Source organism: Vogesella perlucida, assembly GCF_979366545.1.
Window position 1 is genome coordinate 1 of record NZ_CEETRO010000013.1, and the last position, 23,213, is coordinate 23,213.

The 23,213-nt window shown below is 60.8% G+C and carries 22 protein-coding genes; 15 read left to right on the plus strand and 7 right to left on the minus strand.

What is annotated here, in order from left to right; genetic code table 11:
- The 3 genes from ACZ9XP_RS16155 to ACZ9XP_RS16165 form a co-directional block, all read left to right on the plus strand.
- Positions 1–1,877 (plus strand): VENN motif pre-toxin domain-containing protein (locus ACZ9XP_RS16155; protein WP_465188776.1); only part of this gene is annotated, 1,877 nt, incomplete at its 5' end.
- Entirely contained in the window at positions 1,877–2,308 is a 432-nt protein-coding gene (locus tag ACZ9XP_RS16160) for a hypothetical protein (protein WP_147683633.1), read from the plus strand. The genes ACZ9XP_RS16155 and ACZ9XP_RS16160, both read left to right, overlap by 1 nt.
- A gap of 44 nt (positions 2,309–2,352) precedes the next feature.
- Positions 2,353–2,952, plus strand: a complete 600-nt coding sequence (locus ACZ9XP_RS16165; RefSeq protein WP_147683631.1) for a hemagglutinin repeat-containing protein — start codon at positions 2,353–2,355, stop codon at positions 2,950–2,952.
- A 284-nt stretch (positions 2,953–3,236) separates the two neighbouring features.
- On the opposite strand, the gene ACZ9XP_RS16170 is transcribed toward ACZ9XP_RS16165, so the two are convergent.
- From ACZ9XP_RS16170 to ACZ9XP_RS16180, 3 genes are all read right to left on the minus strand, one after another.
- Positions 3,237–4,544, minus strand: a complete 1,308-nt coding sequence (locus tag ACZ9XP_RS16170; protein ID WP_465188777.1) for an NAD(P)/FAD-dependent oxidoreductase — start codon at positions 4,542–4,544, stop codon at positions 3,237–3,239.
- A gap of 128 nt (positions 4,545–4,672) precedes the next feature.
- Positions 4,673–5,938, minus strand: coding sequence for a Y-family DNA polymerase (locus ACZ9XP_RS16175; RefSeq protein WP_465188778.1), 1,266 nt, complete (start codon positions 5,936–5,938; stop codon positions 4,673–4,675).
- Positions 5,935–6,363, minus strand: coding sequence for a LexA family protein (locus ACZ9XP_RS16180; protein ID WP_465188779.1), 429 nt, complete (start codon positions 6,361–6,363; stop codon positions 5,935–5,937). Before ACZ9XP_RS16180 ends, ACZ9XP_RS16175 begins: the two co-directional genes overlap by 4 nt.
- Positions 6,364–6,644: 281 nt before the next feature.
- Between ACZ9XP_RS16180 and ACZ9XP_RS16185 the strand changes: the two genes are divergently transcribed.
- Positions 6,645–8,102 (plus strand): aminoacyl-histidine dipeptidase, encoded by a 1,458-nt coding sequence (locus ACZ9XP_RS16185; RefSeq protein ID WP_147683623.1) that lies wholly within the window; start codon positions 6,645–6,647, stop codon positions 8,100–8,102.
- Between the two features lie 141 nt (positions 8,103–8,243).
- On the opposite strand, the gene ACZ9XP_RS16190 is transcribed toward ACZ9XP_RS16185, so the two are convergent.
- The 4 genes from ACZ9XP_RS16190 to ACZ9XP_RS16205 all read right to left on the minus strand — a co-directional run bounded on the left by ACZ9XP_RS16190 (position 8,244) and on the right by ACZ9XP_RS16205 (position 12,767).
- Positions 8,244–9,872 carry a methyl-accepting chemotaxis protein gene (locus ACZ9XP_RS16190; RefSeq protein ID WP_465188780.1) on the minus strand — a complete coding sequence of 543 codons (1,629 nt, stop codon included), beginning with the start codon at positions 9,870–9,872 and terminating at the stop codon, positions 8,244–8,246.
- A gap of 198 nt (positions 9,873–10,070) precedes the next feature.
- Positions 10,071–10,862, minus strand: a complete 792-nt coding sequence (nudC, locus tag ACZ9XP_RS16195; protein WP_465188781.1) for an NAD(+) diphosphatase — start codon at positions 10,860–10,862, stop codon at positions 10,071–10,073.
- Positions 10,863–10,937: 75 nt separating this feature from the next.
- Complete coding sequence (locus ACZ9XP_RS16200; protein WP_465188782.1) at positions 10,938–11,624, minus strand: ATP-binding cassette domain-containing protein; 687 nt, start codon at positions 11,622–11,624, stop codon at positions 10,938–10,940.
- A 111-nt stretch (positions 11,625–11,735) separates the two neighbouring features.
- A complete protein-coding gene (locus ACZ9XP_RS16205) occupies positions 11,736–12,767 on the minus strand; it encodes an NAD(P)H-dependent flavin oxidoreductase (RefSeq protein WP_465188783.1) in 1,032 nt (343 codons plus the stop codon).
- Positions 12,768–12,839: 72 nt separating this feature from the next.
- Between ACZ9XP_RS16205 and ACZ9XP_RS16210 the strand changes: the two genes are divergently transcribed.
- From ACZ9XP_RS16210 to ACZ9XP_RS16260, 11 genes are all read left to right on the plus strand, one after another.
- A complete protein-coding gene (locus ACZ9XP_RS16210) occupies positions 12,840–13,016 on the plus strand; it encodes a hypothetical protein (RefSeq protein ID WP_170253049.1) in 177 nt (58 codons plus the stop codon).
- Positions 13,017–13,158: 142 nt separating this feature from the next.
- A complete protein-coding gene (rpsB, locus tag ACZ9XP_RS16215; RefSeq protein WP_017509526.1) occupies positions 13,159–13,887 on the plus strand; it encodes a 30S ribosomal protein S2 in 729 nt (242 codons plus the stop codon).
- A 73-nt stretch (positions 13,888–13,960) separates the two neighbouring features.
- Complete coding sequence (tsf, locus tag ACZ9XP_RS16220; RefSeq protein ID WP_147683613.1) at positions 13,961–14,827, plus strand: translation elongation factor Ts; 867 nt, start codon at positions 13,961–13,963, stop codon at positions 14,825–14,827.
- 94 nt (positions 14,828–14,921) lie between these two features.
- On the plus strand, positions 14,922–15,641 hold the full coding sequence (gene pyrH / locus ACZ9XP_RS16225) for a UMP kinase (protein ID WP_017509528.1): 720 nt from the start codon (positions 14,922–14,924) through the stop codon (positions 15,639–15,641).
- 78 nt (positions 15,642–15,719) lie between these two features.
- Positions 15,720–16,277, plus strand: coding sequence for a ribosome recycling factor (gene frr, locus ACZ9XP_RS16230; protein ID WP_017509529.1), 558 nt, complete (start codon positions 15,720–15,722; stop codon positions 16,275–16,277).
- A 10-nt stretch (positions 16,278–16,287) separates the two neighbouring features.
- Entirely contained in the window at positions 16,288–17,037 is a 750-nt protein-coding gene (locus ACZ9XP_RS16235; protein WP_170253569.1) for an isoprenyl transferase, read from the plus strand.
- A 3-nt stretch (positions 17,038–17,040) separates the two neighbouring features.
- A complete protein-coding gene (locus tag ACZ9XP_RS16240) occupies positions 17,041–17,844 on the plus strand; it encodes a phosphatidate cytidylyltransferase (protein ID WP_147683611.1) in 804 nt (267 codons plus the stop codon).
- A gap of 7 nt (positions 17,845–17,851) precedes the next feature.
- On the plus strand, positions 17,852–19,030 hold the full coding sequence (gene ispC, locus ACZ9XP_RS16245; protein ID WP_147683609.1) for a 1-deoxy-D-xylulose-5-phosphate reductoisomerase: 1,179 nt from the start codon (positions 17,852–17,854) through the stop codon (positions 19,028–19,030).
- Positions 19,027–20,364, plus strand: coding sequence for an RIP metalloprotease RseP (rseP, locus tag ACZ9XP_RS16250; RefSeq protein ID WP_465188784.1), 1,338 nt, complete (start codon positions 19,027–19,029; stop codon positions 20,362–20,364). Before ispC ends, rseP begins: the two co-directional genes overlap by 4 nt.
- A gap of 13 nt (positions 20,365–20,377) precedes the next feature.
- Positions 20,378–22,663 carry an outer membrane protein assembly factor BamA gene (gene bamA, locus ACZ9XP_RS16255; RefSeq protein ID WP_147683604.1) on the plus strand — a complete coding sequence of 762 codons (2,286 nt, stop codon included), beginning with the start codon at positions 20,378–20,380 and terminating at the stop codon, positions 22,661–22,663.
- 9 nt (positions 22,664–22,672) lie between these two features.
- Entirely contained in the window at positions 22,673–23,161 is a 489-nt protein-coding gene (locus tag ACZ9XP_RS16260; protein WP_147683602.1) for an OmpH family outer membrane protein, read from the plus strand.
- The last annotated feature ends 52 nt before the right edge of the window (positions 23,162–23,213 follow it).

The following is a 23,213-nucleotide window of genomic DNA, read 5'->3' on the forward strand; positions in this document are numbered from 1 at the left end:
AGCTCAGCACCGCCACCCTCGGCTGGCAAGACCTGCAAAACCGCGCCGAATACCGCGTGGAAAGCCAGAGCATTGGCGCCAGCAGCAGCGCCAGTGCCAGCGGCAACCTCGCCGCCAACGCGCTGGGTAACGCCGGCACCATTCTGGGCGGCGGCCACACCCAGGGCAGCGCCAGCAGCACCACCCTGGCCGCCATCAGTGCCGGCAGCCTTGCCGTGCGCGACAGCGCCGCGCAGCAGCAAGACACCGCCACCCTGCGCCGCGACGCCAGCGGCACCGCCAACGGCCTCAGCCCCATCTTCAACAAACAAGCCGAGCTCGATCGCCTGCAAGCCATCCAGCTCATCGGCGACATCGGCCAGCAAACCCTGCAGATCGCCAACAGCCACAAACGCGCCGAGCTGAACGCCGCTACCGAGCGCGCCAAAGCCGACCCCGCCTACGCCAACAGCGCCGACTACCAGCAGCTGCAAGCCACCTGGGGCAAAGGCGGCAGCGTGCAGCAAGCCATCACCGCCGTCACCGCCGCGCTGCAAGGCCTGGCCGGGGGGGACGCCAGCGCTGCCATCGCTGGGGCTGCCGCACCCTACCTGGCCAGCCAGATCAAGCAGCTCACCACCGAACCCGCCACCGGCCAGGTCAACACCGCCGCCAACGCCATGGCGCACGCCCTGCTGGGCGCCACCCTGGCCGCCGCCAAAGGCGACAACGCCGTGGCCGGTGCGGCCGGCGCGGGCAGCGCCCCGCTCATCGCCGCCACCTTGGCACAAAACCTGTACGGCAGCGACGCGGCCAACCTGAGCGAAAGCCAGAAAGACACCGTGGCCGCGCTCACCACACTGGCCGGTAGCCTGGCGGGTGGCTTGGCCGGCGGCAACGCCGCCTCGGCGCTAGCGGGTGGGCAGGGGGCGAAGAATGAGGTGGAGAATAACTCGCTCAACACCCGTGCTGCCGCCACCCTGATGCAAACACTGCGCGCCTGCGCGGGCCGTTGTGATGTGGCGCAGCTCAGTCGGGAGATACAGCAGCAAGAACAATACTGGGATAAGGTCGTGGCCGAGCGTTGTGGCGGCGGCGGTGCCAGCCTTGCCGTGTGTGCCAGCACCCTGAATGGCTTGCAGGAAAGCCTGTCCTTCATCTCCAGCGCACTGGGCATGGCCAAGACCCCGCAGGAGCGGGCGCTGCTGCTGGTCACTTACAACGAGCAAGTACGCGACATCAACACAGCCACGGCGCAGTTTGAGAAACTGGGCGCCTCGGCGAGCGTCATTGACGTATTCATGACGCAAACGGCGCAGATTCTGCCAGATCTGGCGTTGTCGGTTGGTGGTAACGGCCGGCCCGCGCTGGCGGTGAAGCCGGCGGCGGGGCAGCAGACGGTGGGCGCAGAGAGCGCGCCAGCGGCAGTAGGGCAGAAGCCGGTACCGGCTGGGGGTAGGGTTGATGCTGTTGCTGGAGAAGTTCCTAATTCTGGCGCAGGTATTGCGCGAAGCAGTGGTGTTTATGAAAATCCGTCTGCTTTAGTTCAGTCAAGAGTAGATACTTTGCTATCGCAGATACCGGCTAATTCTCAAGGGCGAATTACTATGGGAGTTGCTGTTGTAGAAGACAAAAATGGTTTTCGATCTGTGGTAATTAGTACCAGTGAGCCACGTGGGTATTTACGTCCAGGTGTAACACTGCAGTCTGGTGAGAAAGTTGTTGCAGGAACTGGCCATGCGGAGGCTGATATTGTTTCATATGCAAATGCAAATGGCCTTAAGGTTGTTAGTATTGGTGCTACCAGGCCAGTTTGCAATTCATGTCAAGATATTATTACTCCAACGGGGGCTGGTATTGTAACTCCGTTGAAGCCATCGTCGAATGAGGTGAAATAATGATGCGTTTAGAATTGGTTGCTAAAGATATAACGGTGAAACTAAATAGTTCTAGCTTGGACAAAATACGAATTGCTAGCATTGTTGCTTGTCAGCTAGCTTTGGATGAGGTATTAATTTCGAATGTCTATGTGATTAATGCATTTGACCAGCTGAAGCGCGATGGTTCCTTGCCTGCGGATGTGATTGATAAATTGAATGAAATTGTGTTGTCTTTGGATGATCAATATTTTGAGCTTCAGGAAAGTTTTGATGATAATGTTCGCGAAAAGGCACTTATTTTATTTATGCAAGCGCGAGCCGTTTCGGCTATATCATTCGCAGCAGGTGATGAAATTGTTACTTCTTCAATGGAGTCTATTTATGAAGCATCTGCAGCAGTTACTGATGTGGATGGGTTATTTGAAAAAGTCATGCAAGTGCTTGCATAGGTACTGAGCGTCTTGTGGGTTGATCATATTCAAGCAGGGCTGTTGTGCTCAGCGGTGGCGTGGTAGACGCCGCACAAACCGCCGTCAGCGCCGCCCAGGCCGCAGGTAACAGCAACAACAGCAGGTTGGCCGCACTGCAAAGCGTCAAAGCCGGGCTGGCGGGCTACCAGGCAGTACAAACCGCGCAGCAGGGCGGCGGTAGCGGCGAGGTGGCCGACCCGTCCTTTGTCGGCGTGTCGGTCTCGCTGGGCAGCCAGTGCAGCCAGAGCCAGAGCCAGACCAGCAGCAGCAACGCCAGCAGCAGCGAGCTCAACGCTAGTCGCAATGTGCACATCACCGCCACCGGCGACGGCAGCAAAGGCACCGACGGCGTCGCCCAAAGCGGTGACCTGGCGGTGATCGGCAGCAGCATCAAGGCGCAGAACGTCACGCTGGACGCCGCCCGCGACATCACCCTGCAGTCTGCGCAAAACCGCAGCGACACCACCGGCAGCAATAGCAGTAGCGGCGGTGACGTCGGTGTCAGCGTCGGGGTAGGCAGCGGCAAAGCGGGTATCAGCGTATTCGCCAACGCCAACCGCGCCAGCGGCAAAGAAAACAGCGACACCGACAGCTACACCGAAACCCATATCACCACCGGGTAAACCCTCACCGCTGAACGGCGGGCGCAACACAACCCTCTCTGGTGTGCAGGCCCGCTGGCTATTCAGTATTAGTGGCATCATTTCTATCGGCAATCTTCGCTAACGCCAGCCGTGTCACGACCAAGAAAACGCCAACGCCGGTAGTGCCCGCTCAGCCCGCATCTCCGGCGGGCAAACACCCATCGCTTCATTCCCCACGCTCCCTTATTGCCGTAGCAACAAGCTTGTGGCCAACGTTGGCCGCCGTGCCGTGTTTGCGCGGAAGGGCAGGCTTGACGCTTGTCTTAGCGCAGCTTTTCCAGCATCTGGTAGTACCACATGCCGGCGGCCAGTAGCGGGTTGCCCAGCTTGCTGCCTAGCGGTACGCGGATGTGTTTGCAGGCGGCAAAGGTGTCGAACTGACTCAGGGTGCCGGTGATGGCTTCGGCCATGATTTCGCCCATGATGTGGCTGGTGGCCACGCCGTGGCCGGAGTAGCCCTGGCAGTACCATACGTTGTCCGACAGCTTGCCCAGCTGCGGGATGCGGTTCACCACAATCCCCATGGCGCAGCTCCACTGGTAGTCGATTTCCACCCCTTTGAGCTGCGGGAAGGTGCGCTCGATGCAGGGGCGCAGCTCGGCGGCGATGTCGCGCGAGTCGCGGCCGCTGTAGTTGGCGCCGCCGCCAAATAGCAGGCGGCCATCGGCGGTCATGCGGTAGTAGTCCAGCACAAAGCGGCAGTCGTATACCGCCAGGTCGTGGGGGTTCAGGGTTTTGGCAAGTTCGCCCAGCGGGCGGGTGGTGACGATGCCACCCATGGCAGGGAAGATCTTGCCGCCCAGTTTGTCCTGCGCCAGCTTGTGGTACACGTCACCGGCCAGCAGGATGTGGCTGGCGTTGACGCGGCCTTGCGCGGTGACGATGGCGGGGCGGCTGCCGTGCACGATATCCAGTACTTCGGTGTGTTCATAAAGCTGCACGCCCAGGCTGGCAGCGGCGCGGGCTTCGCCCAGGCACAGGTTGAGTGGGTGCAGGTGCAGGTTGCGGCGGTTTTTCAGGGCGCCGCAGTACAGGTCGGTGGCCAGGTGTTCGCGCACGCCGGCGGCGTCCAGCAGGGTCACGTCGTCGCCCATGCCGCGGCGTTGCGCCTCGTGGTAGCTGTCTTGCAGCTCGGCCATGTGGGCTGGTTTCATGGCAGCGTGCAGGTGGCCGTGCTTGAGGTCGCAGGCGATGCCGTAGCGTGCCACACGCTGCTGGATGATGTCGTGGCCGCGCCAGCGTAGCTGCCAGATAAAATCGTCTACGTCCTGGCCCAGGGTTGGCCGCATCTGCTGGCGCATGGCGCCGTCGCCGGACAGGCTGCCGGTTACCTGGCCGCCGTTTCGGCCGCTGGCACCCCAGCCTATCTTGTTTTGCTCCAGCAGCACCACGCGCAGGCCACGCTCGGCCAGCTCTACGGCGGTGGCCACGCCGGTAAAACCGCCGCCGATAATGGCGACGTCGGCGTCTACGGTGCCTTGCAGCGTGGGGTAATCGCTTTCTTGTGTGATGGTAGCGCTGTAGTAGGAGGGGCTGCGTGGCTGGCTGGCGGGCTGGTGGCGTGCGTTCATGGTGGTTCCTGTGGCGGTGGTGCGCTGTGCAGCGTTAACAGGCCCTAGCTTGCGACAGGATGATGTGTGAGTTAAATCATCACTTTCTTATGTAAACTTTTACTTTTTCTCAACTGATGCGCTGCGCCCTAGCGTACCCGTGGCAGCTCGTCCCATTGCGTGGTCCAGCGTGGCGAGCGCAGCTCCTGGCGCATGGCCCAGCCGTCGTGCAGGTTTTCTGCGGCCAACCTGAGCGTGCCATGGCCAAACTGACGGTTGATGCGGTCCAGTGTGTGCATGAGCTGCTGGCGGCGCGGGTTGGCCGCGCTGCCCAGCAGGCTTTGCTGGCCATGTGTGGTGCTGTCCAGCCCCATCAGTACCACACCGGCTTTTTTGTAGCTGCAGTCTTCACGATAAATCTGGCGCAGGCCGGCCAGCGCCGCGCGCGTGAGGTCGGCGCTGTCGCTGCTGGGGCCAGGCAGGGCGACCACAATCCAGCCACGGTATTGGCGATCTTGCTCGCGAAAGCGGTTGGTGCGGATGCTGACGCCTATCAGGTTGGCCAGGCCGTGCTGGCGGCGCAGCTTTTCGGCGCAGCGCGCGGCGTGGTGGCTGATGGCGCTGGCCAGGGTGTCGAATTCGCTTACCTGCCGGGCAAAGCTGCGGCTGGAGATGAGCTGCTGTTTGTCGGTCTGAATGTCGTCGGGGCCGATGCAGGCTTCGCCGTTGAGCTCGGCCACGGTGCGGGCCACTACCACATTGAACTGGCGCTGGATGCTGGCCGCATCGGCGTGTTTGAGTGCCAGTGCACTGTGTACGCCGCAGGCGGCCAGGCGGCTGGCCAGCTGCCGGCCTATGCCCCATACCTCGTCCACGGCTAGCCGGCTCAGCAGCAGGTCCTGGTAGTGCGGTGTCAGCCAGTCCCAGCCGAATACCCCTTGGCATTGCGGCCGTGTCTTGGCCACGTGGTTGGCCAGCTTGGCCAGCGTTTTGCTGCTGCCTATGCCCACGCAGCAGGGGATGCCGACGCGCTGCAGGACGTCGGCGCGCAGCTTGGCCGCATGCTGGCGTTGATCGGGGATGCCGTCCAGGCCAATAAAGCATTCATCGATGCTGTACACCTCCTGGCTGACGCCCCAGCGTGCAATCACCTGCATCATGCGCCGGCTCATATCGCCGTACAGGGCGTAGTTGGAGCTGAATACTGCTACGCCATGGTGGCGGCACAGTGCTTCCACCTGGTGGTAAGGCGCAAAGCCGGGGATGCCCAGTGCTTTGGCTTCGGCGCTACGCGCCACCACGCAGCCGTCGTTATTGCTCAGCACGATGATGGGCTTGCCGGCGAGGTCGGGGCGGAACACGCGCTCGCAGCTGGTATAGAAGCTGTTGCCGTCTACCAGGGCAAGGCTGCTCATGGCAGCAGGCGCCGTACGCAGGCGCTGACCACGCCCCAGATGTGCAGCTCCTGGCCGGGGCCGATGTCGATGGGCGGGTAGGCGGGGTTGTCCGGTAGCAGCGCGGTGCGGCCGGCCTGCTGGTGCAGGCGCTTCACGGTAAAGTCGCCTTCTACCACCGCCAGCACGATGTGGCCGTGGCGGGCCGCCAGGCTGCGGTTGATCACCAGCAAGTCGCCGTCGAGTATGCCCGCACCCTGCATGCTGTCGCCGCTGACCCGCACCATGAAACAGGCGGCGCTGTCGTCTATCAGGTAGCGGTTCAGGTCCAGCTGGCCTTCCAGATAGTCGTCAGCAGGCGAGGGGAAGCCGGCCGCGACCCGGCTGCCGTATAGCGGCAGGGGGCAGGCGGTAGCGGCGGGGTGGGGCAGGTAGCAGGCTGGCATGGCGATCTCCTTTTCTTGATTATGTACAAAATCAAAAGCCACGCCAAGTGCCCGCTGACTAGCCTGTGAGCCAAAGGCAGTACGCTGCGCTATTGATAAATGCCACCGCTGCTTTGTTGCTGTGGGCGGGCAAATACTGGCCGATTAGTGCAAATGACGCTCAGGGGGCCGCGTGTTACAGTACAGGCAAGCAGATTGTGGGGCGGCACCGCGGCCGCCCCTTGTTCATGGCGCACAAGGCTGTGAACTGTCCCCTGAATACCGCAAAGGAGCTTGTTGTCGTGGTAAACATTGCCGAATTCGAACCCCGTGCCGTCTGGGAACACTTCCAGACCCTGTGTGACATCCCGCGCCCGTCCAAGCACGAGCAAGCGCTGCGCGACTACCTGAAAGGCTGGGCCGAGCTGCGTGGCCTGGACACCGCCGTGGACGAGGTGGGCAACCTGGTGGTACGCAAACCCGCCACGCCCGGCATGGAAGACCGTATCGGCGTGGTGCTGCAAGGCCACCTGGACATGGTGTGCCAGGCCAATACCGGCACAGTGCACGACTTCTTCAATGACCCGATCCGCCCTGTGCTGAAAGACGGCTGGCTGATCGCCGAAAACACCACGCTGGGCGCCGATAACGGCATCGGCGTGGCGCTGGGCCTGGCCGTACTGTCGGCCGACGACATCGCCCACGGCCCGGTAGAAGTGCTGATGACGCTGGACGAAGAAGCTGGCATGGGCGGCGCGCTGGGCCTGTCGCCCACGCTGCTGCAGGGCCAGATGATGATCAACATCGATACCGAGGAGTGGGGCGAGTTCTACATGGGCTGCGCTGGTGGCATCGATGTGAACGTACGCCGCACTTACGCACAAGAGCCGCTGCCGGCTGGCTACACCGCGCAGCAGCTGGTGGTATCCGGCCTGGTGGGCGGGCACTCCGGTGCCGACATCCACCTGGGACGCGGTAACGCCAACAAGGTGCTGATTCGCCTGCTGGTCGAGCTGGCTGCAACGCTGCCGCTGCGCCTGGTGTCGTTCAATGGCGGCACCGCCCGCAATGCGCTGGCGCGCGAAGCTTTTGCCGTGGTGGCCTACCCGGCAGCGCAGGCCGAGCAAGTGGCCGCTGTGATCGACGCCTACCAGGCGCTGATGCGCTTTGAGCTGGCCGGCGTGGACGAAGGCGTGGCCATTGCGGCCAACCCCGCCGCCGCCAGCAGCATGATGGCGCAAGCCGATCAGGACGCCATTCTGGCCGCGCTGCACGCGGCACCGCATGGCGTGAAACGCATGAGCCAGCGTGTGGCCGGCGTAGTGGAAACCTCCAACAACCTGGGCGTGATTGCCATCGACGAGGGCAAGGTGTTTGCCAACCTGATGGTGCGCTCGCTGCTGGATAGTGGCTTCCGCAACCTGGCGGCCGAGATCGTGGCGCTGTTCAAGCTGGCCGGTTTTGCCACCGAAACCGAAGGCGGCTACCCCGGCTGGGCGCCGAATCCGTCATCGCCGCTGTTGGCCCTGTTCCAGCGCGTATACCGCGAGCAGTTCGACGCTGAATCGGGCGTGCAGGTGATTCACGCTGGCCTGGAGTGCGGCATTATCGGCGCCAAGTACCCGCACATGGATATGGTGTCGTTTGGCCCGAATATCCGTGGCGCGCATGCCCCTGGCGAGCGCGTGGAGGTGGCCTCGGTTGGTCACGCCTGGCAGCTGCTGAAAGCGGTGCTGGCGGCGGTACCGGCCAAAGCCTGAGCGTAGCCTGGCGGTAGCCTCGAGCAACACCCCCTTGCTGTCGTGGCAAGGGGGTGTTGTTTTTGGCGGGCGCAGGTTGGCCGCAGGCGTGAAAAAGCCACCCCGTGGGGTGGCTGTGTATTGGCGGCCTTGCGGCCAACCTTAGTTGGTGCGGAAGCGGCTAAAGCTCTGGCGAATCTCTTCGGTCAGCTCGCTCATGCGGGCGGCGGCGCGGGCGGCTTCGTCGGCGGCTTCGCGGTTACGGTGGGCAATGCTGGTAATGCGCTCCACCTCGCGCGATACCTGCTCGCCGGAGCGGGCCTGCTCAGACAGGGCACTGGCTATCGACAGCACGCTCTGGCCCACGTTTTCGGTACCGTCCTGGATAGCCACGATGGATTCGCCCGCGCGCTGGCCCTGGGTGGCGCTGCTATGGGCGCGCTCTACCGACTGGTTCATGGCCTCTACAGCTTGCTGCGAGCTCACGCGGATGGCGCCGATCATCTGGGCAATTTCGCCGGTGGCCTTGGTGGTGCGCTCGGCCAGTTTGCGTACTTCGTCTGCCACCACGGCAAAGCCGCGGCCTTGCTCGCCGGCGCGGGCGGCTTCGATGGCGGCGTTCAGGGCCAGCAGGTTGGTCTGGTCGGCTACGTCACGAATTACCGACACAATGTTGTCGATGGTTTGCGACTGGCGGCCCAGCTCGTGGATGCTGCCGGCGGTGCTCTGGATCAGGGTGCTGATGGCGTCCATTTCTTTTACGGCACCCTTGATGACTTCTACGCCGTTGCGGGCATCGCCGCTGGCGTTGCGGGCGGCCATTTCGGCGCTACCTGCACTTTGGTGCAGCTCGCGCACGCCGACGGCCATTTGCTGGATAACTGTTGCCATTTCGTCAGCGGCGCGGTTCTGTTCTTCGCTGCGGTTCATCAGGCGCTGCATGGTGTCACGCAGTTCTTGCGAGGCATTGCCGCTTTCCTGCACGCTGCGCTCTACGGTGCGCAGGGCGTCGTTCAGCTCGCGCGTCATGCGCGACAGGTTGTACAGCAGGGAGCTGTTGTCGCCCTTGCTCAGGCTGACTTCCACGCCCAGGTTGCCATGGGCGATTTCTTTCATCACGGTGGCGGCGTAGTCCGGCTCGCCGCCGATCTGGCGGGTAAGGGTGCGGGCAATCAGCAGGGCCACGACCACGCTGGCACCGACGCTAGCGATGATGGCAATGATGGCTGCCACCATGGTGTCGCGCAGGGTACTGGTGGTGGACGATTTTTGCTCTTCCATCACTTTGGTATGGTGCGCAATCAGCTTGTCCAGCTGCATGCCGAGCAGGCCTTCTTGTGGCTCCATTTTTTCGCTGACAATAATGGAGGCATCCCATTTTTGCTTGGTAATCATGGGGATAAGCTTATCGGTAAGCCGGTTGAATTCGGCTAGCGATTTGCCGATCTTCTCTACCAGTACCAGCTCTTCCGGGTCGGACGAGATTTCCTGCATGAGCTTGAACTGCTGGTTGGCGGTGATCACGGATTTTTTCAGGATCGCCATTTTTTCTTCTACCAGCTTGTCGTCACTTTCCAGCAGGATGGTGCGCGCCGCGTTGGTAGAGGCCAGCAGCGAGCCGCTGAGCGTACGCGAGTACTGGATCACCGGAATGCGGTGTTCTACCAGCTCGGAAACCCGTGTCTGAATCACGGTGAGCCGGAAGAGCGTGAAGGCAGAGCCCAAGACCAATAGCAGAATGACAGCACCAAAGCCTAAGCCCAGGCGCTGTGCCAGCGTCAATTTCCCCATGATTTTTATCCTTGCAGATGTGCTTTGATTGGGTGACGGCGGCTATCGTTGGGCCGCCTGTTTTTTATGTGTTTTGATATTAAAACGGACAGGGCGGTTTTTAAAGGACTGAATAGAAAATAGCGCGGTGCTGATGGCATTTTCAAATAGAAAAAGCCATGTGCTGGACATGGCTTGCAGGGGTGGGGCGCGGGTGCGTTACGCTGCCGGCTGGCTGCGTAACTGCTGAATGTGTTCTGTAATCAAAAAGTAAGCGATGGAGCGTTCCGGCGGGATGACGGGCAGCGCATCGATATCGAACCAGGCGGCATGTTCGATCTCTCCGGGTTGCGGTGTGATATCGCCACTGTGGTATTCCGCCACAAAGGCCAGCATCAGCGAGTGCGGGAAGGGCCACGATTGCGACATGGCGTAGCGCGGCTTGTGCAGGCGTACACCTACCTCTTCGAAGGCCTCGCGGTGCACGCAGGCTTCCAGGGTTTCGCCAGGCTCGACAAAGCCGGCCAGCGCGCTGTACATGCCGGGGGCAAAGTGCGGGCTGCGCGCCAGTAGCACCTCGCGGCCACGGGTAATCAGCACCATCATGGCGGGCGACAGGCGTGGGTAATACACCTCGCCGCAGGCTGGGCAGTGGCGGCCTTGGTCGTGCAGGTGTGCTTGCAGCGGGCCGGCACAGGCGCCGCAGTAGCGGTGGGTCTGGTGAAAGCGCCGCAGCTGGGCAGCACGCGCCAACAAGGCACTGGTGTCGGCAGGCAGGGTGTAGAGCGCCTGGCGCAGGGTGACTTTCTGCCAGCCTGCCGGGGCGGGGCCAATCAGCTCGGCGCTGTACAGGTTGGCCGTATCGTTATGGCCGATATAGCAGGCCGGGCTGTGCGGGCCGGGTGGCGTGGCCGGCAGCTGGCTGTCTTGCAGGTACAGGCTGTTGCCGTCGAACAGGCACCAGCGGGTGGGTAGGTGCGGGTCGGGCTGGGTGGGCAGGTGCAGGCTCATGGATAGCGGCAGGCTTGGGGGCTGGGCTGGCCATTCTACGCTGCGCAGCAGCGCATGCCCACTTGCTGGCGCATCTCAGGCTGCCAGTGCCGGTGTGTGCGGCTGCGCGGGGGCGCCTTGTCGTGCGTGGCCATCTGCATTGAGTTGTATCAGCCAGTGGGCGTGTGTCTGGTGGGCCTGGCTGTCTTGCAGGGCGCAGATAATGGTACGGCCACGTAGTGCCAGTGCGGCCAGGCTGCGTAGCAGTATGTCGCGGCTGGCGGGTGTCAGCAGGCTGGCGGGCTCGTCCAGTAGCAGCACGGGAGCGTAGCCGGCCAGCGCTTGCGCCAGGCAGGCCAGCTGGCGTTGTGTCGGGTTCAGGGTGTGCAACTTGTGCTGCGCCAGCTCGCTGATGCCCAGGGTGTGCAGTGCCTGGCTGACGGCTTCGTGGTCGATGGCTTGCGGTCTGGCCAGCCAGTGCGGGCGGCGGCGAGCTTGCATCACAAAATCGCCCAGCCGCAGCCGGCTGTGGGTGGTGGTCTGTGTGCTCAGGCGGGCGATGTCCACGCGGCCGTGCGAAAGCGGCTGGCCGAAGAGTTGGCCGCATAGCTGCCCTTGGCACCCGGCTAGCGTATCCAGCAGCGCGGTGCTGTGCTGGCTGTTCGGGCTGCTGATGAGGGTGAGCCGGTTGGCGGGTATGCGCAAGCCATGGCATGGCTGCTGGCAGCCTGGTGAGGGCGTGCAGGTGTGAATGTGTTGAATGTCGTAGGCAAGCTCGAACATGGCGTTTTCCTGTGCAAGGGGTGCACGGGCGCTTGCCGGGCGGTGGCAGGCGCATTGCTATTTGATAATAAATATCATTTGCAAAATAAGCAATGCGCTGCCGGCAGGCAATCAGAAACGGGGCAGGTTTTGCTGGCAGCGGCGTGCCTCGTCTTGCAGGCGGATGAATAGCTCGGCCACGGTGGGGACGTCGTCAATCAAGCCTTGCACCTGGCCAATCAACTGCACACCTTGCTCGTGGTTGCCCTCCTCGATGGACAGGCGGATGGATTCGGTAGCAGCGCCAAACTGCGCCAGCTGGCGTAGCGACTGTGGCTGGGTGAGCAGGCCGCCAACGACGACCTTGGCCACCGGCATATGCATTTTGCGGCTGATACGCATGGCGCGCCAGGCCGCGGTAAGCAGGCCCAGCGGCTTGCGGGTGGCTTTGCGGGCGGTAGCGGAATCCATGACCCGGCACCACAGGCCGTCAAAATTCTTGGAATAAATAGTATCGGCCACGCTGCGCTCGCGAATCATCTCTTTAGTGCGTTGGTGTACCGGGCTTTCGCGGGTCATGGCCAGGCGGCTGCCCATGGCAATGCCGTCTGCGCCCAGTGCTAGTGCGGCGACCAGCCCGCTACCGGTGCCAAAACCGCCGGCAGCGATAATAGGCAGGCTGGATACCTTGCGGATGGCGGGGATCAGCACCAGCGAGGTGACTTCGCCGCCGTGCGCGGCTGCTTCGTGGCCGGTCACCAGCAGGGCGTCTACGCCGGCTTTTTCTGCCGAGATGGCGTGTTTTTCGGTGACTACCGTGGCGATGACCTTGCCGCCGTATTCGCGCGCGCGCTTGACGATCCAGTCGCCCTTGCCCAGCGAGAAGTTGATCACCGGCACTTTTTCTTGCAGTGCGACTTCGGCGTTTTCCCGTGCACCTGGCATCATCAGCGTACAGCCGATGCCGAATGGCTTGTCAGTCAGCTCGCGAATGTGGCGGATGGCGGCGCGGGTTTGTTCTGCGCTGAGCGGGCCGGTAGCCAGGATGCCCAGGCCGCCTGCATTGCTGGTGGCTGCCACCAGCTCGGGCACGGCAATGTAGCTCATGCCGGGGCAAACCAGGGGGAGGGAAATGCCGAAGGTGTCGGTGAGGCGGGTTTGCATGATGTGTCACTCTGTCTGTGCGGTGCGGTATTCTTGTCAGAATTCCGATAATTTTTCAAACGGACGTTTGACATGTACCTCGTTCTGATAGGTTGGCTGTATGTGGTGCTGATGTTGGCCGTAGCACAAGAGAGCGCAATCCGCAGCGGCATCATCGTGTTTTTTCTGGGGGTTTTGCCCACCTGGCTCATTTTGTGGATAGTGCGCCGCCGCCATCTGCGCAAGCAGAACCCGGACGGGGATATCTGAACGGCTTGAAGGCGGCTGTTCGATAGTGCTAGAATTGCGAGTTCCCTCAATTTTTGGGGGATATCACGCACATCCGTACCAAAGGGTGCCCGCTAGCGGGTTGTCTGTACGGATGGAGGCATAACCCTTTTGGAGATTCAGAATGTCCACCAATGTGACCATGCGTCAAATGCTTGAGGCCGGCGTACACTTCGGCCACCAAACCCGCTTCTGGAACCCGAAGATGGCTCAGTACATCTTTGGCAGCCGCAACAAGATTCACATCATCAACCTGGAAAAAACCCTGCCGCTGTTCGTGCAGGCTCAGGAATATGTGCGTCGTCTGACTGCCAACAAGGGTAACGTTCTGTTCGTGGGTACCAAGCGTCAGGCGCGTGAGATCGTCCGCGAAGAAGCCACCCGTGCAGGTGCGCCGTTCGTGGATCACCGCTGGCTGGGCGGCATGCTGACCAACTACAAGACCGTGAAGCAGTCCATCAAGCGTCTTGAAGACAAGCGTGCTCAGCTCGAAGCTGGCGATCAGTCCGGTTTCAACAAGAAAGAACTGCTGGACCTGCAACGCGACGTTGAAAAACTGGAGCGTTCGCTGGGCGGTATCAAGGATATGAAAGGTCTGCCGGACGCGATCTTCGTAATCGATACCGGCTACCAGAAAGGTGCTGTTGTTGAAGCCAAAAAACTGGGTATCCCGGTAATTGGTGTTGTTGATACCAACAACTCGCCGGAAGGCATCGACTACGTTATCCCGGGTAACGATGACTCCAGCCGCGCTATCCGCCTGTACGCTCGCGGTATCGCCGATGCTGTTCTGGAAGGCCGCGCTCAGGCAATCCAGGAAATCATCGCTGCTGAACCGGCTGCTGCCGAGTAAGCAGAAAAGGGGCGAAAGCCCCTTTTTTTAGACCTCAGTTTCAACGTATCCGAATATATTCAAGGAGTTCACCATGGCGGAAATCACCGCAAAGATGGTATCCGACCTGCGCAATGCGACCGGTCTGGGCATGATGGAGTGCAAAAAGGCACTGGTAGAAGCTGAAGGCGACCTGGCAAAAGCAGAAGAAATCCTGCGTATCAAGTCCGGTGCCAAAGCCTCCAAAATGGCTGGCCGTGTAGCCGCTGAAGGTATCATCGGTTCTTTCGTGGCTGGTGGCGTTGGTGCCCTGGTTGAAGTGAACTGCGAAACCGACTTCGTTGCCAAAGACCCTACCTTCATCGCCCTGGCTACCGCAGCAGCGCAAGCTGTTGTAGAAGCCAACCCTGCCGATGTTGAAGCACTGTCTGCTGTTGTGATCGACGGTCAGTCCGTAGAAGACATCCGCAAGGCTGCCATTGCCAAGCTGGGCGAGAACATGACCATCCGCCGTTTCGTACGTTACGAAACCGACGGTGCCATCGCTACTTACCTGCACGGCGCGAAAATCGGCGTGATCGTTGACTTCAAAGGCGACGAGCAAATCGGTAAAGATGTAGCCATGCACGTTGCTGCATCCAAGCCTATCTGCGTATCCAAAGCCGAAGTGTCTGCCGACACCCTGGAACAAGAGCGCAAGATCTACACCGCACAGGCTGCCGAATCCGGCAAGCCGGCCGACATCGTTGCTAAAATGGTTGAAGGCCGCGTGAACAAGTTCCTGGCTGAAGTGACCCTGCTGGGTCAGCAGTTCGTCAAGAATCCTGACATCACCGTAGAAAAACTGCTGGCCGAAAAAGGCGCTTCCGTAAAAGCATTTGCCATGTTTGTCGTTGGCGAAGGCATCGAGAAGAAAGTGGTTGACTACGCTGCAGAGGTTGCTGCTGCTGCCAAGCTCTGATCGCTAGCTTAAGCTGATCGAATCAACGGCACCCTGCAAAACAGGGTGCCGTTTCGCAAATTAAAGAATCTCCAACCGCATGCCAGAGGTAATCATGAGCCAATCCCCCGCCTATAAACGCATTCTGCTGAAACTTTCCGGTGAAGCCCTGATGGGTGATGACAGCTACGGGATTAACCGCAACACCATCCAGCAGATCGTTGGCCAGATCAAAGAGGTCGTCGACCTGGGTGTGCAAGTAGGTATCGTGATTGGTGGCGGTAATATTTTCCGCGGCGTAGCGCCTGCGGCAGCCGGCATGGACCGTGCCACGGCAGACTACATGGGCATGATGGCCACTGTCATGAATGCGCTGGCGCTGAAAGATGCCATGACCAAAGCGGGTCTGATTGCCCGCGTACAGTCCGCACTGACCATGCAGCAGATTGCCGAGCCGTACGTGCGCGGCAAGGCCATGCAGTACCTGGAAGAAGGCAAGGTCGTGATTTTTGCTGCCGGTACCGGCAACCCGTTCTTTACCACCGACACCGCAGCAGCGCTGCGTGGTATGGAAATGAACGTAGACATCATGCTGAAAGCCACCAAGGTAGATGGCGTATACACCGATGATCCGAAAAAGAACCCGGACGCTGTGCGCTACCAGACCCTGACATTTGACGAAGCCATCTCGCGCAACCTGAAAGTCATGGATGCAACGGCTTTTGCCCTGTGCCGTGACCAGCAGCTGAATATCAAGGTATTCAGCATCTTCAAGCAAGGCGCGCTGACCCGCGTGGTGCTTGGCGAAGACGAAGGCACGCTGGTACACTGCTGATTTTAACGAATCCTCATAGGCGGAAACGGCGCAGAGCCGCTTTCCGCCTTGTTTTTCAGAAAGACAACGGGAGTAATCATGATCAATGACGTGAAGAAGTCGGCCGAGCACAAAATGCAAAAAACGCTCGAAACCTTCAAGACCGATCTGGCCAAAGTGCGCACAGGTCGCGCACACGCCGGCCTGTTGGACCACGTTATGGTGGACTACTACGGTAGCGATGTGCCTGTAAACCAGGTAGCCAACGTTACCAACATCGATGCACGTACCCTGGGTGTGCAAGCCTGGGAAAAGAGCATGGTTGCCAAGATCGAAAAAGCGATCCGCGATAGTGACCTGGGCCTGAACCCGTCCTCCATGGGCGAGCTGATTCGCGTGCCGATGCCTGCGCTGACCGAAGAGCGCCGTCGCGACCTGATCAAAGTGGTGCGTGCCGAAGCCGAAGGCGCACGCGTAGCAGTTCGCAACGTACGCCGCGACGCCAACAACGACTTCAAGAACCTGCTGAAAGACAAAGCCATTACCGAGGACGAAGAGCGCCGCGGTCAGGACGACATCCAGAAGCTGACAGACAAGTACATTGCCGAAGTAGATAAAGCGCTTGCTACCAAAGAAGCTGAACTGCTGGCCGTATAAGGGGTAGCCCTTGTTTGCAAGTTCTACTCAAGATGTGACCGAGGCACCTGCGGTGCCTCGGCATATCGCCATCATCATGGATGGCAACGGGCGCTGGGCCAAAAAGCGCTTCCTGCCCCGCGTGGCCGGTCACAAGCGCGGCCTGGATGCCGTGCGCGATACCGTCAAGGCCTGCAGTGAGCTGGGGGTGGAGTTTCTGACCCTGTTTGCGTTCTCTACCGAGAACTGGCGCCGCCCGGAAGAGGAAGTCAGCTTCCTGATGGAACTGTTCTTTGTGGCACTGGAGCGCGAGGTGGAGCGCTTGCATCGCAATAATATCCGCCTGAAAGTCATTGGTTCGCGCGAGCGTTTCTCCAGTGCCATTCTGGCGCGTATCGATGCGGCCGAAAGCCTGACGGCGGCCAATACCGGCCTGACACTCACTATCGCAGCTGATTACGGCGGGCGCTGGGATGTGTTGCAGGCGGTAGCGCGGCTACAGGCCCAGGGTGTGCTGCAGATAGACGAAGCCGCGCTTGCGGCCAACCTGTCTACGGCCTACGCCCCCGAGCCGGATCTGTTTATCCGCACTGGCGGCGAACAGCGCATCAGTAACTTCCTGCTATGGCAGCTGGCGTATAGCGAGCTGTATTTCACCGACCTGCTGTGGCCGGACTTCGACCGCAAGGCGCTGCACGACGCACTGGCATCTTTTCATTCGCGTGAGCGCCGTTTTGGCCGCACCAGCGAACAGCTGCCCGAAGCGCAACGCCGAGGCTAATTCATGCTGAAAACGCGTATTCTCACGGCGCTCGTCCTGCTTCCATTGATGCTGGCGGCGCTGTTTTTCTTTCCTCCCCACGCCTGGGCGGCTTTTTCGTGGCTGATTATTGGCTTGGCGCTATGGGAATTCTGCCGCATGGCGGCTATCGCTGGCATGCAACAATGGGCCTATCTGGCTGGCTGTACCGCATTGGCTGCCCTGGCATGGTGGGCGGGCTATATGCCGGGTGCGCTGCTGATGAGCACCTCGTTGCTGGTCTGGCTGGTGCTGGCGCCCATGTGGCTGCGCAAACGTTGGCCGATTCCCACCGGTATGCCGGCCATGTTGCTGGGCGTGTTGCTGATGTTTCCGGCCTGGTTTGCCTTTCTGGCCTGGCATCCGGATAACTCGGCCATTAGCGGCAAGCAGCTGCTGGCGGTGATGGGGCTGGTATGGGTGGCCGATGTGGCCGCTTATTTCGCCGGCAAGACCTTTGGCAAACATAAACTGGCACCGGCCATCAGCCCCGGCAAGAGCTGGGAAGGTGTGGCGGGTGCCGTGGTGGGTGTAGCGGCCTATGTCTGGTTTGTTAACGATCTGGGCTGGCTGAATATCCCGCTGCCGCTGGCAGTATTGCTGCCCTTGGCCATGGGCCTCACTGCGGTGAGCGTAGTGGGGGACCTGCTGGAATCCTGGTTCAAACGTAGCGCCGGTATCAAGGACAGCAGTAGCCTGCTGCCGGGCCACGGCGGCGTTTACGACCGTATCGATAGCCTGATTGCCGTTCTGGCCGTATCGCACGCGCTGCGCTTGCTGCTTGCATGAGTACTGCATGACTATTCAACTGATAACTGTACTGGGCGCGACCGGTAGCATCGGCACCAACACGCTGGACGTGGTGGCCATGCACCCGTCGCGCTATCGTGTTTTTGCCCTGGCGGCACATAGCCAGGCCGACAAGCTGTTTGCCCAATGCCTGCAACACAACCCGCGCTACGCTGTGCTGGTGGACCCGCAGGCAGCGCAACGCCTGCGCGGCCTGCTGGCCGACGCCGGTAGCCAGACCCAAGTGCTGGATGGCGAGGCGGCGCTGACCGAGGTGTCTACCGCTGCCGAAGTAGATATGGTGATGGCGGCCATCGTCGGCGCGGCCGGGCTGCGGCCAACCCTGGCGGCTGCGCGGGCGGGTAAGCGCATTCTGCTGGCCAATAAGGAGTCGCTGGTCGTGGCGGGCGATCTGTTCATGCGTGCTGTGCGCGAGGGTGGTGCAACGCTGCTGCCGGTAGACAGTGAGCACAACGCCCTGTTTCAGGCATTGCCTGCCGGCTTTGACGGTGACCTGGCCGCCGCGGGCGTAGTAGAGCTGATTCTTACCGCATCTGGCGGGCCCTTCCGGCACCATACGCTGGCGCAGCTGCAGCACGTTACCGCCGACGATGCCTGCAAGCACCCGAACTGGGTAATGGGCCGCAAGATTTCGGTAGATTCTGCCAGCCTGATGAACAAAGGGCTGGAAGTGATCGAGGCGCATTGGTTGTTCCGCACGCCGCCTGAACAAATCAAGGTGGTGGTGCACCCGCAAAGCGTCATTCACTCCATGGTGCGCTATCACGATGGCAGCATCCTGGCGCAGCTGGGCTCGCCTGATATGCGTACACCCATCGCCTACGCCATGGCCTGGCCGCAGCGTATTGCCGCGCCGGTACAGCCGCTGGACTTCCTGACCATGGGTGCACTGACCTTCGAAGCACCCGACCTGCAGCGTTTCCCTTGCCTGAAACTGGCATTCGACTGCCTGAAAGCAGGTGGCGATGCCTCTGCCGTGATGAATGCGGCCAACGAGGTGGCAGTCGCCAGCTTCCTTGCCGGCCGCATCGGCTTTTTGCAGATCCCGCAGCTGATCGAGCGGGCGCTGGCGCAGAGTGACCTGGCGCTGAGCCGTGACCTGGAAAGCCTGCTGGCCAAGGACGCGGCTACGCGTGCCTTGGTGGGCGAGTGGGTGGCGGCATGACCATCTTGGCCTTTCTGCTGGTCATTGGCGTACTGGTTACCTTTCACGAGTTTGGCCATTTCCTGGCCGCACGCTTGTGTGGCGTGAAGGTGCTGACTTTTTCCATCGGCTTTGGCAAAACCATCTATGCCCGTACCGTGGGGGATACCGAATGGCGCCTGGCGTGGATACCGCTGGGCGGTTATGTGCGCATGCTGGACGAGCGCGAGGCGCCGGTAGACAGCCAGGATCGCCATCGCGCGTTTAACCAGCGCCCGGTGTGGCAGCGCATGATCATCGTGCTGGCCGGCCCGGTGGCCAACTTGCTGCTGGCAGTGGTGCTGTTTGCCATCACCATGAGCGGCGAGCAAACCCGGCTGCAGCCATTGGTGGGTACCGTGGCGGCGCAAACCGCTGCCGCGGCTGCCGGTGTGCGTGCGGGTGACCGTATTGTCAGTGTGAATGGCGCCCCCGTGGCAGACTGGGCGGATGCCCGCCAGGCCATGGGCATGGCCATTGTGAATGATGGGCAGCTGGCCTTGGGCCTGCAGCGGGCAGGGCAGCCGCTGGTGGCCCGTCTGGACCTGCCAGCATTCGGGCTGGAAAAATTCGACCAGGCCACCATGGGCAAGCTGGGCGTGATGCCTGCGCGCTATCTGCCGCAAATCGGCGCCGTGCTGCCGGATGGTGCGGCGGCGCGGGCTGGATTATTGGCGGGTGACAAGCTGATAGCGGTGGGCGGCAAACCTGTAGCCAGCTGGGAGGCTTGGGTGCTCTGGGTGCACAACCACCCGGGCGAGCAGTTTGTCCTCACCGTGCAGCGTGCCGGCAAGCTGCTGCAGCTGCCACTACGCCCGGACAGTATTGATCAGGATGGTGTCAAGGTTGGCCGCATTGGTGCCGCGCCGGCGGTGGACGAAGCCTGGCTTGCCAGCCTGCAGCAGCGCGTCCAGGTACCTGCTAGCGAGGCCGTGCCGGCTGCACTGGCGCGCACGTGGGCGCTGTGCCATAGCACGCTGGGTACGCTGGCTGCCATGTTGACTGGCGGTGTGTCGCTGGACGCCCTGAGCGGCCCGATCACCATTGCCGAGTACGCGGGCAAAAGTGCCGGTATCGGGATTGTTGCCTTGCTGGAATTCATGGCGCTGATCAGTGTCAGTCTTGGGGTATTCAATCTGCTACCCGTGCCAGTGCTGGATGGCGGGCACTTGCTGTATCATGTGGCAGAACTGATTCGGGGGCGTCCGCTTCCCGATCGCGTGTACGAAGTCGGTCAGCGTCTGGGGATGGCTTTCATTCTGACAGTCATGATGCTGGCCCTGTTTAATGACTTCGCCCGGTTGCTGGCCGGCTAGGATCATAACAACTATGAACAAACGCTTTCTTGCAGCCGCTGTAGCCGCTGCCTTTTTGTCCCCGGCCTGGGCTGCGGACAGTTTTGTTATCAAGGACATTCGTGTTGAAGGCCTGCAGCGTACCGAGCCGGGTACCGTCTTCAACTACCTGCCGCTGAAAGTGGGAGATACCTTCACTCAGCAGCGTGCATCAGAGGCCATCAAGGCCCTGTTTGCTACCGGTTTCTTTAACGATGTACGCGTCGAGTCGGACGGTGATGTGCTGGTGCTGGCGGTAAGCGAGCGCCCGGTCATTGCCCAGCTGCAGGTAAACGGCAGCAAGGAGTTCCCGAAAGAGCAACTGATCAAGGCCATGAAAGACAACGGTCTGGCCGAGTCGCGTATTTTCGACCAGGGCCTGTTGGACCAGGCTGTGCAGGAGCTCAAGCGGCAGTATTTCAGCAAGGGCAAGTACTCGGCTGAAATCCAGACGCAGATTACCCGCCTGGAACGCAACCGCGTGGCGGTGACGCTGGATATCGTGGAAGGCATGACTGCCAAGATCAAGGATATCCGCATTGTAGGCAACCGTGCCTTTAGTGAAGATACCCTGCTGGACGAGATGTCGCTGACACCATCCGGCTTCATGACCTGGCTGTCGCGCTCGGACCGCTACTCGCGCCAGCAACTGTCGGCTGACCTGGAAAAGCTGCGTGCCTACTACTTGAACCAGGGTTACGCCGAGTTCAATATCGAATCCACGCAGGTGGCCATCAGTGCGGACAAGCAGGACATGTACGTGACGGCCAACCTGTCCGAAGGCAAACAATACAAGATTTCCGATATCCGCCTGGCGGGTGACCTGCGCGTGCCTGAAGCAGAGCTGCGCCAGCTGATTACCATCAAGCAAGGTGCGCTGTTCAACCGTGAAGAAATCAATGCCTCCATTACGGCCCTGACCGAGCGCCTGGAAGCCGATGGCTACGCCTTTGTCAGCGTGAACCCGGTGCCGGAAATCGACAAAGAAAAAAGCACGGTAGCGTTGACTTTCTTTGTTGATCCGGGCCGCCTGACCACCGTGCGCCGCGTCAATATCGCTGGCAATACCCGCACCCGCGATGAAGTGATTCGCCGCGAGCTGCGCCAGCTGGAAAGTGCGCAATATAACGGTGCCGCCATCAAGCGCAGCAAAGAGCGTCTTGAGCTGCTGGGCTACTTTGAAACCGTCAACATCGAGACCCCGGCTGTGGTGGATACCGCAGATCAGGTGGACATGAACGTGGTGGTGAAAGAGCGCGCTACCGGCTCGATTAACGCTGGCATCGGCTATGCCCAGGGCGATGGCTTGCAGCTGAGCGCCTCGGTGTCGCAAGCCAACGTACTGGGTTCGGGCAAGTCCTTGTCGTTCAGCTTCTCCAACGGTAAAACCACCAAGAACGCCACGCTGTCGTTTACCGACCCGTATTACACGGTAGATGGCGTGAGCGTAGGCTACGATCTGTACCGCCGCGTGTACAACCCGTCGGCCAACGATACCAACAAGTACAAAACCAGCACCACCGGTGCCGCGGTACGTTTTGGCGTGCCGGTAACCGAATTCGACCGCATCAACTACAGCTTCGGGGCGGAAAATACAGCCATTACGCTGTATAGCGATAGCCCGCAGCGCTACAAGGATTTTGTCAGCCAGTACGGCCGCTCCAATATCACGCTGCTGTCGTCTGCCGGCTGGTCGCGTGATACCCGTGATAGCGCCCTGTGGCCAACGCGTGGTTACAGCATGGGCGTCTATCTGGATGCCGGCATGCCAGGCGGCGATATCCAGTACTACCGCATGTCGCATAACCAGGCATGGTTCTGGCCGCTGTCGAAAAACTTTACCCTGGCTGCCAGCGGTGAAGTCGGATACGCCAATGGCTACGGCAAAACCAAACGCCTGCCATTCTTCCAGAACTATTATCTGGGTGGCCTGGGTTCGGTGCGCGGTTATGAAAACGGCAGCATGGGCCCGCTGGATACCAACGGCGATGCGCTGGGTGGTACACGCAAGATCACCAGCTCGCTGGAGCTGCTGTTCCCCTTCCCGGGGATGCGTGATAACCGTAGCTTGCGTACCAGCCTGTTCTTTGACGCAGGTACGCTGTGGGACCCGAAAGAAGCCTCGGTGAGCGCCACGGACGGTCTGCGTTATTCTGCTGGCTTGGCCATGACCTGGCTGTCGCCTATTGGCCCGCTCAAGTTCAGCTATGCCTTGCCGCTGAAAAAAGAAAGGGGCGACCAGTTGCAACGCTTCCAGTTTACGATCGGCCAAGTGTTCTAAGGAGTGAGCATGTCATTCAATCGCCTGCTGCTGGCACTGCCCTTGGTGCTGGCATCGACCTGCGCGAGCGCAGCCGACATGAAAATCGGCTACGTCAATACAGAGCGTGTTTATCGCGAAGCTGCCCCGGCGCTGAATGCGCAGAAAAAGCTGGAACGCGAGTTTGCCAATCGTGAGGCCGAGCTGAAAAAGCTGGCTGCACGTGGCAAGGAGCTGGAGCTGCAGCTGGCAAAAGGTAAACCGGCAGATAGCGAGCGCCGTGCGATGGAGCGCGAGTTGGCATCGGTAGACCGCGAGTATCAGGCCAAATCGCGCGATTTTCGCGAAGACCTGAACCAGCGCCGCAATGAAGAGTTTGCCGCCGTGCAAGAGCGGGCTAACCGCGTGATCAGACAGCTGGCCGAGCGCGAGCAGTTCGACCTCATTCTGCAGGATGTGGTGTATGTAAGCGGCAAGCTGGACATTACGGCCAAGGTGCTGAAAGAGCTGGAAAAATAAGCCGTAAGGCTTCTTACAACACTCGAAGCCGACGCCAAGTCGGCTTCGTCAT

What these genes read in the sequence shown, in the direction of transcription:
- frr (WP_017509529.1), top strand. Translation starts at nt 15,720, where the DNA reads ATGATCAATGACGTGAAGAAGTCGGCCGAGCACAAAATGCAAAAAACG.
- ACZ9XP_RS16260 (WP_147683602.1), top strand. Translation starts at nt 22,673, where the DNA reads ATGTCATTCAATCGCCTGCTGCTGGCACTGCCCTTGGTGCTGGCATCG.
- nudC (WP_465188781.1), bottom strand. Translation starts at nt 10,862, where the DNA reads ATGAGCCTGCACCTGCCCACCCAGCCCGACCCGCACCTACCCACCCGC.
- ACZ9XP_RS16210 (WP_170253049.1), top strand. Translation starts at nt 12,840, where the DNA reads ATGTACCTCGTTCTGATAGGTTGGCTGTATGTGGTGCTGATGTTGGCC.
- ispC (WP_147683609.1), top strand. Translation starts at nt 17,852, where the DNA reads ATGACTATTCAACTGATAACTGTACTGGGCGCGACCGGTAGCATCGGC.
- ACZ9XP_RS16205 (WP_465188783.1), bottom strand. Translation starts at nt 12,767, where the DNA reads ATGCAAACCCGCCTCACCGACACCTTCGGCATTTCCCTCCCCCTGGTT.
- tsf (WP_147683613.1), top strand. Translation starts at nt 13,961, where the DNA reads ATGGCGGAAATCACCGCAAAGATGGTATCCGACCTGCGCAATGCGACC.
- ACZ9XP_RS16175 (WP_465188778.1), bottom strand. Translation starts at nt 5,938, where the DNA reads ATGAGCAGCCTTGCCCTGGTAGACGGCAACAGCTTCTATACCAGCTGC.
- ACZ9XP_RS16200 (WP_465188782.1), bottom strand. Translation starts at nt 11,624, where the DNA reads ATGTTCGAGCTTGCCTACGACATTCAACACATTCACACCTGCACGCCC.
- ACZ9XP_RS16180 (WP_465188779.1), bottom strand. Translation starts at nt 6,363, where the DNA reads ATGCCAGCCTGCTACCTGCCCCACCCCGCCGCTACCGCCTGCCCCCTG.
- ACZ9XP_RS16190 (WP_465188780.1), bottom strand. Translation starts at nt 9,872, where the DNA reads ATGGGGAAATTGACGCTGGCACAGCGCCTGGGCTTAGGCTTTGGTGCT.
- bamA (WP_147683604.1), top strand. Translation starts at nt 20,378, where the DNA reads ATGAACAAACGCTTTCTTGCAGCCGCTGTAGCCGCTGCCTTTTTGTCC.
- ACZ9XP_RS16170 (WP_465188777.1), bottom strand. Translation starts at nt 4,544, where the DNA reads ATGAACGCACGCCACCAGCCCGCCAGCCAGCCACGCAGCCCCTCCTAC.
- pyrH (WP_017509528.1), top strand. Translation starts at nt 14,922, where the DNA reads ATGAGCCAATCCCCCGCCTATAAACGCATTCTGCTGAAACTTTCCGGT.
- rseP (WP_465188784.1), top strand. Translation starts at nt 19,027, where the DNA reads ATGACCATCTTGGCCTTTCTGCTGGTCATTGGCGTACTGGTTACCTTT.
- rpsB (WP_017509526.1), top strand. Translation starts at nt 13,159, where the DNA reads ATGTCCACCAATGTGACCATGCGTCAAATGCTTGAGGCCGGCGTACAC.
- ACZ9XP_RS16160 (WP_147683633.1), top strand. Translation starts at nt 1,877, where the DNA reads ATGATGCGTTTAGAATTGGTTGCTAAAGATATAACGGTGAAACTAAAT.
- ACZ9XP_RS16240 (WP_147683611.1), top strand. Translation starts at nt 17,041, where the DNA reads ATGCTGAAAACGCGTATTCTCACGGCGCTCGTCCTGCTTCCATTGATG.